This window comes from Marinovum sp. (assembly GCF_034669705.1).
Lineage (GTDB): Bacteria > Pseudomonadota > Alphaproteobacteria > Rhodobacterales > Rhodobacteraceae > Marinovum.
In genome coordinates this window covers 1-16077 of sequence record NZ_JAXMOR010000001.1, presented here as the reverse complement: position 1 = coordinate 16077, position 16077 = coordinate 1, and the positions used below count along the sequence as shown (strand labels likewise).

Genomic DNA, 16077 nt, shown 5'->3' with positions numbered 1-16077 from the left:
TCCGGGGTCCGGGGCAGAGCCCCGAAAACGCCACCCGCCCCCCACCCCACCGCTCGCCATAAAAAAAACGCCCCCAACAAAACCCGCCCCCCTCTTGACCTTCCCGTGACTGGAAGCCCTATCTGAGAGGCATGACACAGCCCAATCCCCCCGCGCGCCCCGTGGCCTTCACGGTCGAGATCGACACCATGAGCTGCGGATCCTGCGCCACGCGCATCGAGACCGCACTCGCCAAGGTCCCCGGCCTTGACGCGGTCAGCGTCAACCTGGCCGCTCAGAGCGCCCGCGCCGAGGCCGCCTCGCCAGAGGCGGTCACCGCGGCGCTCGCGGCTCTGGACGCCGCCGGCTATGCCCCGCGCAGCCACAAACTGCAGCTCGAGATCGAGGGGATGACCTGCGCCTCCTGCGTGGCCGGCGTCGAGCGCGCGCTCATAGGTGTGCCCGGCGTGGTCTCGGCCCGGGTCAACCTCGCCGACAGAAGCGGCCTTGTGGAAAGCCGGCTGCGCGACACCGACCCCCTGATCGCGGCGGTGCGCAATGCTGGCAAAGACGCGCGTCTGCGCGGCAACAGCCCGGCTGCCCGGTCCGATCAGAGGGCGCAGGAGGCCGCGGGCGAACGCCGGCGGCTCTGGCTGGCCGCCGGGTTGACGCTGCCGGTCTTCTTGCTCGAGATGGGCGGCCATCTTTATCCACCGTTGCATCACGCGATCAACGCCAGCATCGGCCAAACGGCGAGCTGGTCGCTGCAATTCGCCCTCACCGCGCTGGTGCTGGCGCTGCCGGGACGGCAGATCTTGCTGCAGGGTTACCGCGGACTGGCCCGCCGCGCGCCCGATATGAACGCGCTGGTGGCGCTCGGCGTCACTGCGGCCTTCCTCTACTCCGCGCTCGCGCTCCTTGCCCCAGGCCTGTTGCCGCCAGAGGCGCGCGCGGTTTATTTCGAGGCGGCGGCGGTGATCGTCACGCTGATCCTGCTCGGCCGGATGCTCGAGGCCCGGGCCCGTGGCCGCACCGGCGCGGCGATCCGCCGGCTGATGACGCTGGCCCCCGACACCGCGTTCGTCGACCGCGACGGCGCGGTCACCGAAGTGCCCGTGTCAGAGATCACCCGCGGCACCCGTGTGCATGTGCGCCCGGGCGGCCGCATCGCGGTGGATGGGCGCGTCATTTCGGGGCAGTCCTATGTCGACGAGAGCATGGTGACGGGCGAGCCGGTGCCGGTCTCCAAGACCGGCGGCGACACGGTGACCGGCGGCACGGTCAACGGCAGCGGCGCGCTGGTGTTTCGCGCCACGGCGGTGGGCGGCGACACGGTTCTGGCGCAGATCATCGCCATGGTGGAAACCGCGCAATCGGCCCGGCTGCCGGTGCAGGACTTGGTCAATTCGGTGACCCGCTGGTTCGTGCCGGCGGTGATCGCGGTGGCGGTTGTGACGGCGCTGGCCTGGCTGGTCTTCGGCCCCTCGCCGGCGCATGCGCTGGTCGCCGGCGTCTCGGTGCTGATCATCGCCTGCCCCTGTGCAATGGGGCTGGCCACGCCGACCTCGATCATGGTGGGCACCGGCCGCGCCGCCGAGATGGGGGTGCTGTTCCGCAAGGGTGACGCGCTGCAGAGCCTGCAGTCGGTGCGCACCCTGGCCTTCGACAAGACCGGCACCCTGACCCGCGGCCAGCCCGAGCTGACCGGGATCGTGACCCGCGGCGACGCGGCCGCGCTGCTGCGGCTGGCCGCCGCCGCCGAGGCGCAGTCAGAGCATCCGCTGGGCCGGGCGGTGGTGGCCGCGGCGCAGGCGCGCGGGCTGGACCTGCCGGCGGCCGAAGGGTTCGGAACCGAGACCGGCAAGGGGCTGAGCGCCACCGTCGAGGGCAAGGAGGTGCGCATCGGCTCGGCGCGGTACCTCACCGAGGCGGGCATCGACACCAGCGCGCTGGAGGCACAGGCCGGCGCTCTGGCCGCCGAGGGCAAAACCGCGATCTACCTCGCGGTCGACGGTCGGGCCGAGGCCGTGCTGGCCATCGCCGACCGGGTCAAGGACGGCACACCCGAGGCGCTGGCCCGGCTGCGCGACATGGGGCTGACGGTGGCGATGATTACCGGCGACGCCGAGCCCACAGCCCGCGCCATCGCCCGCGAGCTGGGCATCGACGTGGTCAGGGCCGGTGTCCTGCCCGAGGGCAAGGTGGCGGCGCTCTCGGCGCTCGAAGGCCCGGTGGCCTTCGTCGGCGACGGCATCAACGACGCTCCGGCGCTGGCGCAGGCGGATGTCGGCATCGCCATCGGCTCTGGCACCGATGTGGCGATCGAGGCTGCCGACGTGGTGCTGATGTCGGACGATCTGCGTGCGGTGTCGGATGCGCTCGAGATCTCGCGGCTGACCCTGCGCAACATCCGCCAGAACCTCGGCTGGGCCTTCGGCTACAACGTGCTGCTGATCCCGGTGGCAGCGGGCGGGCTGGCGCTCTTTGGCGGGCCGATGCTCTCGCCGCCGCTGGCCGCCGGGGCGATGGCGCTGTCGAGCCTCTTCGTGCTGTCGAACGCCCTGCGCCTGCGCTGGGCCGTCCGGCCGCGTCCGGCGCCCGCCCGGCCCCATACCCCTCAAGACCCCGCAAAGGAGGCGTTGGCATGAACATCGGCGAAGTTGCCAAACGGTCGGACCTGCCGGCCAAGACGATCCGCTATTACGAGGAGATCGGCCTGATCACGCCGCTGCGCGACAGCAACGGCTACCGCGCCTTCCGCGAGAGTGACGTGCACAAGCTGATCTTTCTTGGCCGCGCCAGGGCGCTGGGGTTCTCGATCGAGGATTGCCGGGCGTTGCTGGCGCTCTGGGCCGACACCGGCCGCGCCTCGGCCGACGTGCGTGCCATCGCGCGCCAGCACCTGGCAGAGATCGACCGCAAGATCGCCGACCTCAGCCGGATGCGCGGAACGCTGTCGCATCTGGTCGATTGCTGCGCCGGAGACGACCGCCCCGACTGCCCGATTCTCGAGCAGCTCTCGGCCGAGGAGGACGCCCCGGCCCCCGCTGCCGAAGGGACACGCTCGCGGCCGGCTTGACATACCCGAGCAAATCAGTCAACTTAACCTCAGTGCCCAGCCATCCTCCGAGGACAGCCCGGTTTTTGTCCTGTAGTTCTGGAGACTGACAATGGCGACAGCGTGTTCGCGTGACCTTTCCCGCCCCACCCCGCCCTGGGCCGATTTTCTTGGCGCCGATCTGCGGATCGAGGCTTTGCTCGACCGTGTGGAGGGCCTGAGATGAACGCCATCGCCCGCCCGCGCGACCTGCGCCACCACGCCGCCTCCGCTGTGCCGGACGAGGCCGGACCGATCTATGACGCCCGCCTGCTGGTGGGCGAAAACGCCACCGCGCGCATCGTTCTGGACGGCAAGGTCTATACCCTGCGGATCACCAAGGCCGGCAAGCTGATCCTGACGAAATGAGCCATGCGCGCCATTGACCTCGTCGCGCGCATCGCCTTTGCTGCGCGGCAAACGGGGGGCTCTCGCAATGGCAAAGCGCAACATCACCGATCTCGGGGTGGCGCCGGACGGCAAGGTGTTTCAGAGCATCAAGATCGGTCTTGGCGGGCTCTCGGCCCGCATCCTGACCTTTGGCGCGGCGCTGCAGTCGCTGCGGCTGGGCGGGCATTACCATTCCGTGGTGCTGGGCTATGCCGATCCGACGGATTACTTCGACAATCCCGGCTATCTCGGTGCCATCGTCGGCCGCTATGCCAACCGCATCGCCGACGGGCGGTTCACGCTCGAGGGCCGCACCCATCAGCTCGACCGCAACGAGGCCGGCGTGCAATGCCTGCACGGCGGCAGCCAGGGCACCGGGGTGCGCAGCTGGCAGGTGCTCGACAGCGGCGAGGATCACGTGACCCTCGGGCTCAGCCTTGCGGACGGGCACATGGGCTTTCCCGGCGCCATCGACCTGCGCTGCCGCTACGCCACCCGCGGCTCGACCCTGACCATCCTGCTGACCGGGCGCAGCGACATGCCGACCTACTGCAACCTCGCCAGCCACGCCTATTACAACCTGACCGGCGAAGACACCATCGCAGCGCACAAGCTGGGGCTGACGGCCGAGCAGTACCTGCCGGTTGACGACCGCAAGATCCCGCTGGGCCACCCCGAGGATGTCGCCGGCACGTCCTTCGACTTTCTCACGCCGCGAAGGCTGAGCGCGCCGGTCGATCACAACTTCTGCCGCGCCCGCGCCCGCACCGCGCTGGGCCCGGCCGCCACGCTCGAGGCCGGCGGGCTGCGGATGACGCTCGAGACCACCGAACCCGGAGTGCAGGTCTATGACGGCGCGGCGCTGGGGCGCTCCGGCCGCCGCGGGTTGACCGGCGCGCCCTACGCCGCCCATGCCGGCCTTGCGCTGGAGCCGCAGGCCTGGCCCGACGCGCCGAACCAGCCTTGGGCGGCACAGGCGCGGCTTGACCCCGGCGAGACCTGGCGCAGCGAAACCCGGCTGTCGTTTACCCGCGCGGACTGAGCGCCCGGCGCAAGAAACCCTTCGGACCCTGCGTCAACCGGTGCTATCCTCGGGCAGGCAATTGAGCCAGCCATCGGCCCGGAGGAGCGCCCATGCCCCGCATCACCCTGCTTGTCGGCACCACCAAGGGGGCCTTCCTGCTGGACGGCACCGAGGATCGCCGCGACTGGTCGGTCGCCGGGCCCTTCTGTCACGGTTGGCCGATCAACCACATGGCCGCCGATCCCGACAGCGGCGTGATCTGGGCCGCCGGCGGCAACGCCTGGTTCGGCGCCGGGGTCTGGCGCTCCGACGATCACGGCGGCGACTGGCAGCTGTCGAAACTGGCCAATGGCGAGATGGATCAATGGCTGGCCAACGACCCCGAGATGGCCCGCACCTTCGGCATGGAGCCCAGCCCGCCGGCGCCCTTCACCGGCGAGATCGAGGCGCTCTGGTCGGTCCGTCACGCCCACGGCCGGCTCTATGCCGGGGCCAAGCCCGCCACGCTCTTTGCCAGCGACGACGGCGGCACCAGCTGGCAGAAGCTGCCGGCGCTCAACGATCACCCCTCGGCCGAGGGCTGGCAGCCCGGCGCGGCGGGGCTGACGCTGCACACCATCCTCACCGATCCTGCCGATCCGGCCAAGCTCTGGCTTGGCATTTCGGCCGCCGGAGTCTTTGCCAGCGAGGATGGCGGCGCCAGTTGGGAGCGGCGCAACCGGCGCAGCAATCTCGACGGGCCGGCGCCGCAATCCGACCATCCGGCCGCGGGGTCTGGCGACGAGACCGGGCTTTGCGTGCACAACATGGTGCGCGCCGATCAGCCCGGCGGCAGCGACCTGCTCTACCAGCAGAACCATCACGGCACTTTCCGCTCCGAAGACGGCGGCCGCAGCTGGCACGAGATCAGCGCCGGGTTGCCGTCGACCTTCGGCTTTCCGATCGCCGTGCACCCGTCCGACAGCCGCACGGTCTGGGTGCTGCCGCTCAACGGCGACAGCCAGGGGCGCTATCCGCCAGAGGCCTCGGCGGCGGTGTGGAAATCCACCGATGGCGGCGAGAGCTGGCAGAAGAAACAGGCCGGTCTGCCGGCTGAGGCCTGCTTTTTCACCGTGCTGCGCCAGTCGATGGCCACCGACCGCGTGCAACCGGCCGGGGTCTATTTCGGCACCAACTCCGGCTCGGTCTTTGCCAGCCGCGATGAAGGCGAGCGCTGGGACGAGATCGCCCGCCACCTGCCGACGGTGCTCTGCGTCGAGGTGCTGGACCGCGGCCGACGCTAGACGCTCTCGCCAGTCGCGGCGGTCTCGGCGCTGTCGGGCAGCAGCACCGAAGGGTCGATGCCACGTTTCTCGGCGCTGGCGCGGACCGCCTCGCGCAGCGCCTCGCTGCGGCGCAACAGGCGGCGAAAGCGCTCCTCGTCGAGTTCCAGCAGCGTTGTCGGCGCGATGGCATGGGCCTCGGCGCGGGGCGAGCGTTTCATCAGGATCGCCATCTGCCCGAACATCTCGCCGCGGCCCAGCCGCCAGGTCTGGCCGGCGCTCTTCAGCTCGACCGCGCCAGAGGCGATGAAAAACACCCGCCGGGCGGCGCTGTCGCGGCGGATCACCGTCTCGCCGGCATTGACATAGCGCGTCTCGAGCACCCGGCCGAGGCGCTTGACGGCGCGTTCGTCGAACTCTTCGAACAGCGGGAACTGGCGCACCAGCGTGGTGCGCTGCAGCGCGATATCGAGCCGCGGGCGGGTTTCGGCGGCGGCGCGGCGGGCGTCGAGATCCGCCATCAGCGCGGTCAGAACCTCGGCGCCGATGAGCCCGTCCTCGCGCATCATCATGTATTCGCGCTCCTCCATCCGCAGCGCAGTGCGGCGGATGAAGCGGCGCTCCAGCTCTTCGGCATAGCCGGGGTATTGCAGCCGCATCCCCTCGAGCGCGGTCTCCACCGCCTCGATCCGCCGCGACAGCAGCTCGTGCAGCAGCTCCGCCACCCGGCGGCCGTGAATGCGGCGGATGCGGCCGTCGATGAAGGCGCCGAGATCGCGCAGGATCAGCCGTTGCGACAGCAAGAGCTCGAACCGGTCGGCGGTGAGCCGGGCCAGCGGGCCGGAGAGTCGCAGCCGGCGGTGCAGCTGCACCGCGGTCCGGAAGCCGCGGCCATAGGCGACACTGCGCCGGGCGGCGCGCTGGTAGCCGCTGCGGCCCTGGGTGCGCGCGCCCTCGATCAGCCGGTCTGCATCCGAGAGCACCTGTTCGGCCATCCGCGCCGAGATCGTCCGCTCGCGCACCCGGGCGAGGATGGTGTCGCGCTCGTGGCCGGCCAGAGCGATCAGCCCGAGCGCGATGCGGTCGCGGTCGAGGATGTCGGCACTGTCCTCGGCCAGCTTGACCGCGGCATCCAGGCGTTCGGCGAAACGCTTGGCCTCCGAGCGCACGGTCTCGCGGCTCAGGTCGTAGTTCTCGGTGGTGCTGGCCACGTCCTCTCGCACGGTCTGCAGCGCCACGGCGACCACCTGCCGCGACAGCGCCTCGTCGATCGGCGACAACCGGTCGAGCCCCAGCCGGCCGATCACCCAGCGCAGGGTGGTGCCCTGCACGATCAGGGTGAAGAGGGTGAACCCGGTGGCGAGAATGCCCACCACCCGCTGGATGCCGTCCGGCACCCGGAAGCTCTCGGTCACCGCCAGCGCCAGCGCCAGGGTCACCGCGCCGCGCAGCCCCCCCCAGAGGATCGCCACCCGGTAGGGCCGGTCGACGGCGGGCGACAGCCTGAGCAGCGTCAGCAGCGGCAGCAGCCCGAAAAGGATCACCACCCGCGCCGCGATGGCGGCGAGGATCACCACGCCGACCAGAAGGAAATCCGCCAGCCGGACCTCCTCGAGCAGCCGCGGGATCAGCAGTGCGGCGAGGATGAAGATCAGCGCTCCGGCCCAATGCGCCAGCACGTCCCAGAGCTCTCGCAAGTTGGCCCAGGCCTGCGGCGGCAGCCGGCCCGGCGCGGTCAGGTTCATCGTCAGACCCGCGGCCACCACGGCGATCACGCCGGAGGCCCCGATGCTCTGTTCGGCGATGATGTAGGCGAGATAAGGCAGCGCCACCGAGATCGAGGTCTGCGCCAGCTCGTGTCGGCCAAAGAGCGCCATGATCCAGACCGCCACCCGCGCCGCGAGCCAGCCGGTAAAGGCGCCGCCGGCGATCAGCAGCGGAAAGCGCGCCAGCGCATCGCCGAGCTCGGGATCGGGCAGCCCCAGCATCACGAAGCCCATGAACAGACCGAAGAGTGCGATGGCGGCGGCATCGTTCAGCAGGCTCTCGCCCTCGATGATTCGCGCCAGCCGCCGCGGCGCCGAGATCGAGCGGAAGATCGAGACCACCGCCGAAGGATCGGTGGTCGAGACGATGGCGCCGATCAGCAGGCAGGCCGCCAGCGGCAGCGCACTGGCCCAGGCCAGCGCGTAGCCGACGCTCAACGTCGCCACCACCACCGCCACAACCGCCAGCACCAGGATCGGCACCCAGTCGTCCAGCATCCGCCGCAGGTTCATGCCCAGCGTGGCCTGAAACAGCAGTGTCGGCAGGAAGACATAGAGAAAGACGTTCGACCGGATGGGCAACCCGAGGATCGCCTCGGCCACCGGGTTGAGCGCATCGGTCAGCTGGGTGCGCAGGAAGAAGGTCGCGCCAAGGCCGATCAGGATGCCCAGCCCGGCAAGGATCACGCTGTAGGGCAGACGCAATCGGGCCGCCACCGGCTCGGCGGCGCCGATGACAAGGAAAAGCGAGGCGATGATGGTGGTGACCAGAACGATATCCATGGCCCGGGAAATAGCAGACACAGCCGGTGGCGCACCTGGATTTTGCATCCCTGCGCCGGCATGGCGCAGAGGGTGGCAGGTTTGCGCGCGCGGGCGGCACTGCGGCCACCCGGCGACCGGTTTGCAGACCGCGCGGTTTTGCGTCCTTATGCCCCGGTGTCCATCTCGAGGAGTCGCCGATGCTGTCGATTGCCGTTCTCACCGTCGCGGGTCTGCTGGCCGGGATGATCAATGCGATTGCCGGCGGCGGCACGCTGCTCAGCTTTCCAGCGCTGGTCTGGCTCGGCGTCCCGCCGATCATGGCCAATGCCACGGCCACCCTGACCGCCCTGCCCGGCTATATCGGCAGCGCCTGGGCCTATCGCCATGACCTGCGCGCAGAAGGCACCCTGACGATGCGCCGGATCATCGCGGTCTCGGCGCTCGGCGGACTGGCCGGCGCCGGGCTGCTCCTGATCACGCCGGGCGAGGCCTTTGTCGGCATCGTGCCGTGGCTGTTGCTGACCGCGACCCTGCTCTTTGCGCTCGGCCCGCGGCTGGTGGCGCAGGTGCGCGCCCGCGGCCATGCCGAGATCGGCCCGCTGCTCTCGGCGCTGGCGCTGTTCGCGGTGGCGGGCTACGGCGGTTATTTCAACGGTGGGCTGGGGATCATGCTGCTGGCGGCGTTCAGCCTGATCGGCTTTCAAGATCTGCACAACATGAACGGCTTGAAGAACCTGCTCTCGGCCGTGCTCTCGCTGGTCTCGGTCACCACCTATGCCACCGCCGGGCTGATCGCCTGGGACTCGGCGCTGGTGCTGGCGCTGGCCACCACGCTCGGCGGCTACATCGGTGCCCGCCAGGCCCGCCGCATCCAGCGCACCGAGCTGCTGCGCGCCCTGATCGTCGCCATTGGCGCGGTGCTGACGGTGGTGTTCTTCCTGCTGTGAGAAAGGCTTTGGAGACGCGCTGACCGGTGGAGGCCCCGTCGCGCACAGGCAATGCCCTTCGGGCCGGCTGCTTGTTTGGAAGGGGGGATGGTAGCGGAGGAGGGACTTGAACCCCCGACACGCGGATTATGATTCCGCTGCTCTAACCAACTGAGCTACTCCGCCTTAAGCCCGGCGGAATTAGGACAGCGGCCGCGCGGGGTCAAGACAAAAATCACTGCTCTTCGGGAGATTTTTCACCTTCCGCTTCTGCAGCCAGCAGGATGCAAAAAAGCTGACTTTTTTCACTTTCGGGGGCTTGCGCCTGCACCCTGATTTGCGTAATCACAGCCGCACCGTTGGGGTGTAGCCAAGTGGTAAGGCAGCTGTTTTTGGTACAGTGTACCGTAGGTTCGAATCCTACCACCCCAGCCATAACTTCCTGAGAAAACGACACAATAAGCTCCTTCGCCTCTGAGCGGTGGGAATGCCCCTGTTTCTGCCCCCGTTCGGGCGGCCCCCTTCTCGTGTCTTCAGGGTACGGTTCTCCGCTCTGGCGGGGCCTGAGGGCTGGCCAGGTGCTGGGAAGGGGGATATTTAGGTAATAGGTATAAGTAATGGATAAGAAAGAATTCACTCTAAGAAGAGGCTTACCCTCGGTAAGGTCTCTAGGAGAGGTACGTGTATGCCTGAGTATCCTCAGTTCTCCCGACTTATGGTGAGGTGATTCCCGAGGGTGAAGGGTTGGCTGCGGGTGCCTAGATGGTGAATCAGGTATTGGTAATGGATAAAGAATAGCATAATAGAACGTATGATTTCCTGAAAGAAATAAGTGAAAATAAGTGCTTACTTGGTGTTTACGTACTCCCTCAGGGTGCCGAAGTAATGGGGTAACAGGCCCACTACAAAGGAACGCCAATGCCCCAGATTGACAACCCCCGACACTCCCGCCCCCTCGATGTTCATCGCTGGTCAGATCACCCTGAGGTTAAAGGGTTGGTGGAGGAGGTATGGGATGACTGACTGGCAGAAACTGACCTGAGGAAAAAAGAGCGTGGAGGAGCTGGCAAGCGGGGGCCGAAACCGAAAGCCTCGGATAAAGACATGCTGAGGGTGCGTCGCCCTCTTACCTGCCACTGATGTTTCATCCAGCCGTGACCGGAGCCCGGTTGGCATAGATCTGATCCCCAACGTTGGACCGCCCGAAGGCAGAGTTTTCCGGCTTCGATCAGGGTGACAGGCAGGTGATGCCCCCCGATTTCGTCAGCGTGATCGGGGCTTTGTTGCCGATCGCGCCGTGTGGCCGTTCCTCGTTGTCGCATCTACGCCAAGTTTCCAACTTTTCGGCCGCATCTGCAAGCGTCAGAAACCAGTGGGCGTTCAGACATTCGGTCTTAGGTAGCAAATGCACCAAGTTGCCATCTGGCTGCGCGTCGGGTTCTCGGGTGGAATGGGTACATGACAGAACCATTGATCATCCACACCCTGACCGAGAAGCGGGCCGAGATTCTGGGCCAGATCAAGGCCTACGAAGCGCAGATCGCCAATGCCAAGCACGATCTGGCCCATGTGAATGCCACCATCGAGCTGTTCGCGGTCCCGGAGCGGCAGCGCGCCCGTTACATCGTGAGCCACGGCTTCTTTAGGAAGGGCGAGATCGCCGACATCTGCGTCCGTCACCTTGGAGTGGACGCTGAACTGACCACCCGCGAGCTCGCGGAGCGGGTCATGGCGGAGCGGAAGCTGGACATATCCGACACGGTGCTGAGGAAATCGGTGGTGTTCAAGGTTGTCCAGGCGCTGCGCCACGCCCGGCGCCGCAAGCTCGTCCGCATGATCGAAAAGCGCAAGGGCATGTGCGTCTGGGCCGCGGGTGAGGCGGTCACGTTGCGCGCCGTTGCCAGTAGCCTTTCCACGACCGGCATCGCCCAAACATCGTTGGGCCCGACGGCTTCGGCACGATCATCGCGCAGCTTTGCCTTCACCCGCTGCTTCGGCGTCTTGTTTCTGAGCTGCATGCCCAACGCCCTGTAAATGCGATAGACCTTCTTGATGTTGATACCCCAGCTCTCGCGATCCAGAAGCACGTGAACCCGGCGATAGCCGTGACGGACACGCGTTTGGCAGATCTCCTTGATCGGCTTCTCCAAGGCAGCCTGATCGGCGCGGCGGAATTTGTAGTGGAACGTCGAACGGTCGAATCCGATGGCGCCACACGCCGTCCGGATCGAGACCGCCCAATCGCTGCACATCCCGCGAACCAGCTCGCGCATCCGACCAGGCTTCAGATCATTCGCCGGATGACGTCCGTTCGCCATTGTCTCTCGGACCATGTATGGATGGCGCCCGAGGGGCAAGGACGGATCGGTCAAATCTGGCGTCTGGTCGGTTGCGGCCATGTATACGGCGTCTGATGTGCAGCTCGGCGGCTGCGCGCCCTGATGAAGTCCACGGTCGCTTGGGTCCCAATCAATGGCACGCGCTCTCCGGCGCTCCGGTTCGAACAGGGTGTCCTTCGCGATATGCCCGCCATTTGCCATCATTTCGTCGCGCCAGAGGCGCGCTCTTGAAATGGCACGCCTTCGGCGTGATGCACTTGCCTTTCTGTCGGGGCGTAATCCCCGGTTTCGTTCAGGCCGCTTCGGCGACCTGGAATTCGGTTCCATTCTTCAGCAGCGCATAGACCGTCCGTGCCATGCGGTTGGCCAGCGCGATGGCGGCCTGCTTTGGTTTCTTGCGCTGGATGATACTCCATAGCCAGTCGTCGCCGGGTTCGGCTCTGCGGCGGGCGCTGACCTGGGCGATCGCGCCAAGATAAAGCAGACGCCGAAGGTATCGGTTCCCCATCTTCGAAATCCGCCCCAATCGCTCCTTACCGCCGGATGAGTGGGGCCTTGGCGTCAGGCCCAGCCAGGCCGACAGGTCTCGGCCCGATTTGAAGTCCGACACATCCGGCAGGGAAGCCACCAGAGCGCTTGCCGTGATCGGCCCGATCCCCGGGATTGTCTGCAGCCGCCGGCCCGCTTCGTTCGCGGCGGCATCGGCACGAACATCCGTCGTCAGGTCCTCGATCTCTCTCTGCGTATCGGCCAATTGATCCGCCAGCAGGTTCAAGGCTTTGCGGGCGGGTCCAGGAAGATCGGCCCTGTCGCAGGCCGCAATCAAACGGCCCATGTTATGGATACCCTGCGGCACGACGATGCCAAACTCGCCAAGATGAGCCCTTATGGCGTCATGCTGAAAGCATGCCTCTGGCATGACGACCTGCGTCTGCTGGCGAACCAGGAATTCACGAGCCTTGTGGGTCATCAGCAAGGCCTGTGTTGCCTCGCTCTTCACCGGGACAAAGCGCATCGACGGGCGGCTGACAGCTTCGCAAATGGCTTCAGCGTCAGCTTTGTCGGTCTTCCCGCGCTTGACGTAACCTTTGACATAGCTGGGCTGCATCAGCCGGACTTCGTGCCCCAGCTTCATCAGTTCCCGCACCCAGTAGTGCGCCCTCCATGCCGACCAGGCACCCGCCGGGCAGGCGCTGAAAGAACTCCAGCATCTGATTGCGACGGAGCTGCCTGCGCAAGACGGCGGTCCCTTCCGCGTCAACGCCGTGCAACTGGAAAACTGTCTTCGTCAGGTCGACCCCGATTATGCTAATCTTTTTCATGGACGGCTCCCGTCATTGGTGATCTTACGACACCCAATGTGGCACATTGCGATGCCGGAAGCGGGCGCCATCCATCCCATCAATGGCGGACAACGGCTCGCCATCTCGCGGTCGAGGGTCAGATCGGCCACGATCTTCTTCGACCGGCTGTTCTCGTCCTCGAGTTGCTTCAGCCGCTTCATCTCGGTCGGCAACAGGCCCGCATACTTCTTCTTCCAATTGAAGTAGGTCGCTTCGCTGATGCCTGCCTCGCGGCAGATCTCAGCTACTGGCGTGCCTTCCTCACCCTGCTTGATAATGAACGCCTTCTGCGCGTCCGAGAACTTCGATGCCTTCATGTGATTCCGCTCCTCTCCCAGCCGGAAAATCGTAGCGGAAAAATTCAGCTTCAGACGGTCCAGATTCCGGGGATCAGATCACCAGCTACCCGCGTGCTCCAAGGAGCTCATTTTTTTGACGCCGATAGGGGGTCAAGATTGCGTGCCAATTGACATTCCTCGATGTGCACTTGGATTTCTCGGGTCGTCATTCCGCGCGCATACATGGAGATGATCTTGGTACCGAACTCCGCGAAGCGGCGCTGATACTTGCGATCAGCACGGGGTCGAAGCTGCCGTTACGGTCCCGGGGGCTGTCCAGAACGACCTTGCCGCAGTTGGCGGCAACTGAACTGATGCGGTGGATGCCCCCACCCAGCGGCATCTCGTATGCCATGATGATTATGTGAGAACCAATTGGAGGGCGCACCGATGACGACGAAGATCAACATGCTTGCGATTGACCTGGCGAAGGCCAGCTTTCAGGTTTGCGCGGTGGGGCCGGAGGGGACGGTTCTATATAGCCGAAGTTTGTCGCGGACACGGCTGGCGACGCTTCTTGCCGAGCAGCCGGCCTGTATCGTGACGATGGAAGCCTGTGCCACGTCGCACCATTGGGGTCGGGTAGCGCAACAGCACGGCCACGAGGTGCGGCTCGTCCCGGCGGCCTACGTGAAGCCGTTTGTGAAACGCCAGAAGAACGACCGCGCAGATGCGGAAGCTATTGCGGAGGCGGCTTTGCGGCCGACCATGCGCTTCGTGGCAGTAAAAAGCGCTGAGACCCAAGGGCGCGCGTCGTCCATCGGGCTCGAACCGATGGCGCCTCAATGAACGACCCTTCCGAACGCACCAATGTTTGGTCCGGCAACGCACGCAGCTTATCAACGCGCTTCGAGGCCATCTGGCTGAATTTGGCCTCGTGGCGCCGAAGGGGCCGGCGAGCCTGAAGGTGCTGGAAGACCAGGCCACTGACCTGCCAAGCCCGGTCCGGGAGATGGGCGCGATTTACCTCGACCAAATCGCGCGGCTCACCGAGGTGATCGAACAACTGGCAGACGAACTCGAAGAGGCATCGAAGACAGACGCACAACTGCGCAGGCGTTGCACCATCCCCGGGATCGGCCCGGTCACCGCTGGCGCAGTCGCTGCCTTCGCACCGGATCTCGACACATTCAAAAGCGGGCGCAACTTCGCAGCCTGGCTTGGCCTGGTGCCACGACAGAGGTCGACCGGCGGGGAAACCAGGCTGGGCTCGGTCAGCAAGTTGGGTCAGACCGACATCCGCCGCCTGCTGATTGTCGGTGCGATGAGCGTGATCCGTTGGGTGGTTCGCAAGGGTGGCAGCTCGAACCGTTGGTTGGCCGCGCTCGTGGCGCGCAAGCCCAAGATGGTCGCGGCGGTGGCACTGGCGAACAAGATGGCCCGTATGATCTGGGCAATGACGACGAAACAAGAGGATGATCGAATGGCGTGATCCGAGCCCGGAAAGGGCGTAGGCACGGCATGGCCGCAAGGCCGGGGTGAGCGATCGACGAGGAGTAGGCGACACGGACTTCGAAGTTCAAGGCGGGAGATTCAGTCCCGGGGCTCGAGCGCTTGCAACTCTCTGAACCGATGTGAACCCAGCCTTCCGAACAGCATACCGGCCCGTGGCGTCATCCAAGGCCACGCTCAGAGGCCTGACACACGTCCGATCGAAGACCCCGCCGAAATACCGAAGATTCTGCTTGCCAAACAGGGGGCATCCACACAAGCACCGGGTTTGCCGGAGGCTCCAACTCCTGAGTAGGATGGAGGATCATGAGCAAGACCACGAACAAGTTTTCCCCTGAAGTGCGCGAGCGCGCTGTGCGGATGGTTCTCGCCGGCGAAGGCCAGCACGGTTCTCGCTGGCAGTCGATCACGTCGATTGCCGCGAAGATCGGCTGCGCGGCGAACACGCTGAACGACTGGGTCAAGAAGGCCGAGGTCGACAGTGGCAGGCGCGCAGGCATCCCCAGCGACATGGCTGAGAAGATGAAGGCGCTTGAGAGGGAGAACCGGGAGCTACGCCAGGCCAACGAGATACTTCGTAAAGCCTCGGCGTATTTTGCGATGGCGGAGCTCGTCCGCCGGTCGAAGTGATGGTGGATTTCATTGAAGCGCATCGTGATGCGCACGGGGTCGAGCCGATCTGCGCGGTGCTGCCGATCGCCCCTTCCACATATTATAATCATCTGGCGAAGCGGGCTGATCCGGCTCGGTTGTCGGACCGTGCCCGGCGTGACCAGGCATTGCGGCCCGAGATCCGGCGGGTCTTCGAAGAGAACTGGCGGGTCTACGGCGTTCGTAAGGTCTGGCGGCAACTCGTCCGGGAAGGCTTCGATGTCGCCCGCTGCACGGTGGCACGGCTTATGAAGGACATGGGTATTCAGGGCGTCATCCGTGGCAAGCCGCACCGGACGACCATCCCGGACAAGACGGCCCCATGCCCGCTGGATAAGGTGAACCGTGAGTTCCGGGTCCCGGCCCCCAACATGCTCTGGGGTCGTCCATGCAGGCGCCATTGGTCCGAGCCCAATGGACGACGATTTCACCTACGTCGCAACCTGGAAGGGGTTCGCCTATGTCGCCTTCGTTATTGATGCCTATGCCCGCAAGATCGTTGGTTGGCGTGTCAGCACCTCGGCGCATGCCGGATTCGTTCTCGATGCTCTGGAACAGGCTGTTCACGACCGGCGGCCGACAAAGGCGATGGGGCTTGTTCACCACTCCGACCGCGGCAGCCAAGGCGGATTCAACTGGTCGTCGCAACGGTTCCAGATTGGAGGTTGTGATGACAACACACAAACGAGCTTCGGATCGAAGCACCCGAGACAAGATGCGCTCGCCAGGACGGCCCAAAGTGGCA

At 66.0% G+C, this 16077-nt stretch carries 7 protein-coding genes, 2 tRNA genes, 7 pseudogenes and 1 other annotated feature; of the genes and pseudogenes, 9 read left to right on the top strand and 7 right to left on the bottom strand.

The annotated features are described in order from the left end of the window. The first annotated feature begins 131 nt into the window (after positions 1–131). From VOI27_RS00085 to VOI27_RS00065, 5 genes are all read left to right on the top strand, one after another. The gene (locus tag VOI27_RS00085; RefSeq protein WP_323763236.1) at positions 132–2627 is read left to right on the top strand and encodes a heavy metal translocating P-type ATPase; all 2496 of its coding nucleotides are present in this window, start codon (positions 132–134) and stop codon (positions 2625–2627) included. After that, entirely contained in the window at positions 2624–3058 is a 435-nt protein-coding gene (cueR, locus tag VOI27_RS00080) for a Cu(I)-responsive transcriptional regulator (RefSeq protein ID WP_323763235.1), read from the top strand. Before VOI27_RS00085 ends, cueR begins: the two co-directional genes overlap by 4 nt. Positions 3059–3259: 201 nt before the next feature. Beyond that, a complete protein-coding gene (gene hemP / locus VOI27_RS00075) occupies positions 3260–3445 on the top strand; it encodes a hemin uptake protein HemP (protein ID WP_323763234.1) in 186 nt (61 codons plus the stop codon). Positions 3446–3512: 67 nt separating this feature from the next. Continuing rightward, a complete protein-coding gene (locus VOI27_RS00070; protein WP_323763233.1) occupies positions 3513–4508 on the top strand; it encodes an aldose epimerase family protein in 996 nt (331 codons plus the stop codon). Positions 4509–4600: 92 nt separating this feature from the next. Then, complete coding sequence (locus tag VOI27_RS00065) at positions 4601–5773, top strand: exo-alpha-sialidase (RefSeq protein WP_323763232.1); 1173 nt, start codon at positions 4601–4603, stop codon at positions 5771–5773. On the opposite strand, the gene VOI27_RS00060 is transcribed toward VOI27_RS00065, so the two are convergent. Beyond that, positions 5770–8301 carry a cation:proton antiporter gene (locus VOI27_RS00060; RefSeq protein ID WP_323763488.1) on the bottom strand — a complete coding sequence of 844 codons (2532 nt, stop codon included), beginning with the start codon at positions 8299–8301 and terminating at the stop codon, positions 5770–5772. The genes VOI27_RS00065 and VOI27_RS00060 overlap by 4 nt on opposite strands. 179 nt (positions 8302–8480) lie before the next feature. Between VOI27_RS00060 and VOI27_RS00055 the strand changes: the two genes are divergently transcribed. Then, on the top strand, positions 8481–9230 hold the full coding sequence (locus VOI27_RS00055) for a sulfite exporter TauE/SafE family protein (RefSeq protein ID WP_323763231.1): 750 nt from the start codon (positions 8481–8483) through the stop codon (positions 9228–9230). Between the two features lie 88 nt (positions 9231–9318). Here the strand turns inward: VOI27_RS00055 and VOI27_RS00050 are convergent. Continuing rightward, positions 9319–9395: transfer RNA gene (locus VOI27_RS00050), tRNA-Met, on the bottom strand. A gap of 174 nt (positions 9396–9569) precedes the next feature. Here VOI27_RS00050 and VOI27_RS00045 point away from each other — a divergent pair. Then, positions 9570–9644 (top strand) — tRNA-Gln (locus VOI27_RS00045). A gap of 793 nt (positions 9645–10437) precedes the next feature. Here VOI27_RS00045 and VOI27_RS00040 read toward each other — a convergent pair. The 5 pseudogenes from VOI27_RS00040 to VOI27_RS00015 all read right to left on the bottom strand — a co-directional run. Continuing rightward, a pseudogene (locus VOI27_RS00040) lies at positions 10438–10605 on the bottom strand (integrase core domain-containing protein); the annotation flags it as partial. 487 nt (positions 10606–11092) lie between these two features. Beyond that, a pseudogene (locus VOI27_RS00030) lies at positions 11093–11535 on the bottom strand (IS3 family transposase); the annotation flags it as partial. A gap of 305 nt (positions 11536–11840) precedes the next feature. Further along, positions 11841–12870, bottom strand: a pseudogene (locus VOI27_RS00025) (IS110 family transposase). A gap of 101 nt (positions 12871–12971) precedes the next feature. Then, positions 12972–13208 (bottom strand): annotated as a pseudogene (locus VOI27_RS00020) (transposase); the annotation flags it as partial. Between the two features lie 155 nt (positions 13209–13363). Beyond that, a pseudogene (locus VOI27_RS00015) lies at positions 13364–13509 on the bottom strand (transposase); the annotation flags it as partial. Positions 13510–13619: 110 nt separating this feature from the next. Between VOI27_RS00015 and VOI27_RS00010 the strand changes: the two are divergent. Then, positions 13620–14661: pseudogene (locus tag VOI27_RS00010) on the top strand (IS110 family transposase). A 326-nt stretch (positions 14662–14987) separates the two neighbouring features. Then, positions 14988–16077, top strand: a pseudogene (locus VOI27_RS00005) (IS3 family transposase); the annotation flags it as partial. Next, positions 15269–15385, top strand: a sequence feature (AL1L pseudoknot). (Overlaps the previous pseudogene by 117 nt.)

Coding starts and splice junctions, on each gene's coding strand:
- VOI27_RS00065 (WP_323763232.1), top strand. CDS start 4,601: ATGCCCCGCATCACCCTGCTTGTCGGCACCACCAAGGGGGCCTTCCTG.
- VOI27_RS00070 (WP_323763233.1), top strand. CDS start 3,513: ATGGCAAAGCGCAACATCACCGATCTCGGGGTGGCGCCGGACGGCAAG.
- VOI27_RS00060 (WP_323763488.1), bottom strand. CDS start 8,301: ATGGATATCGTTCTGGTCACCACCATCATCGCCTCGCTTTTCCTTGTC.
- hemP (WP_323763234.1), top strand. CDS start 3,260: ATGAACGCCATCGCCCGCCCGCGCGACCTGCGCCACCACGCCGCCTCC.
- cueR (WP_323763235.1), top strand. CDS start 2,624: ATGAACATCGGCGAAGTTGCCAAACGGTCGGACCTGCCGGCCAAGACG.
- VOI27_RS00085 (WP_323763236.1), top strand. CDS start 132: ATGACACAGCCCAATCCCCCCGCGCGCCCCGTGGCCTTCACGGTCGAG.
- VOI27_RS00055 (WP_323763231.1), top strand. CDS start 8,481: ATGCTGTCGATTGCCGTTCTCACCGTCGCGGGTCTGCTGGCCGGGATG.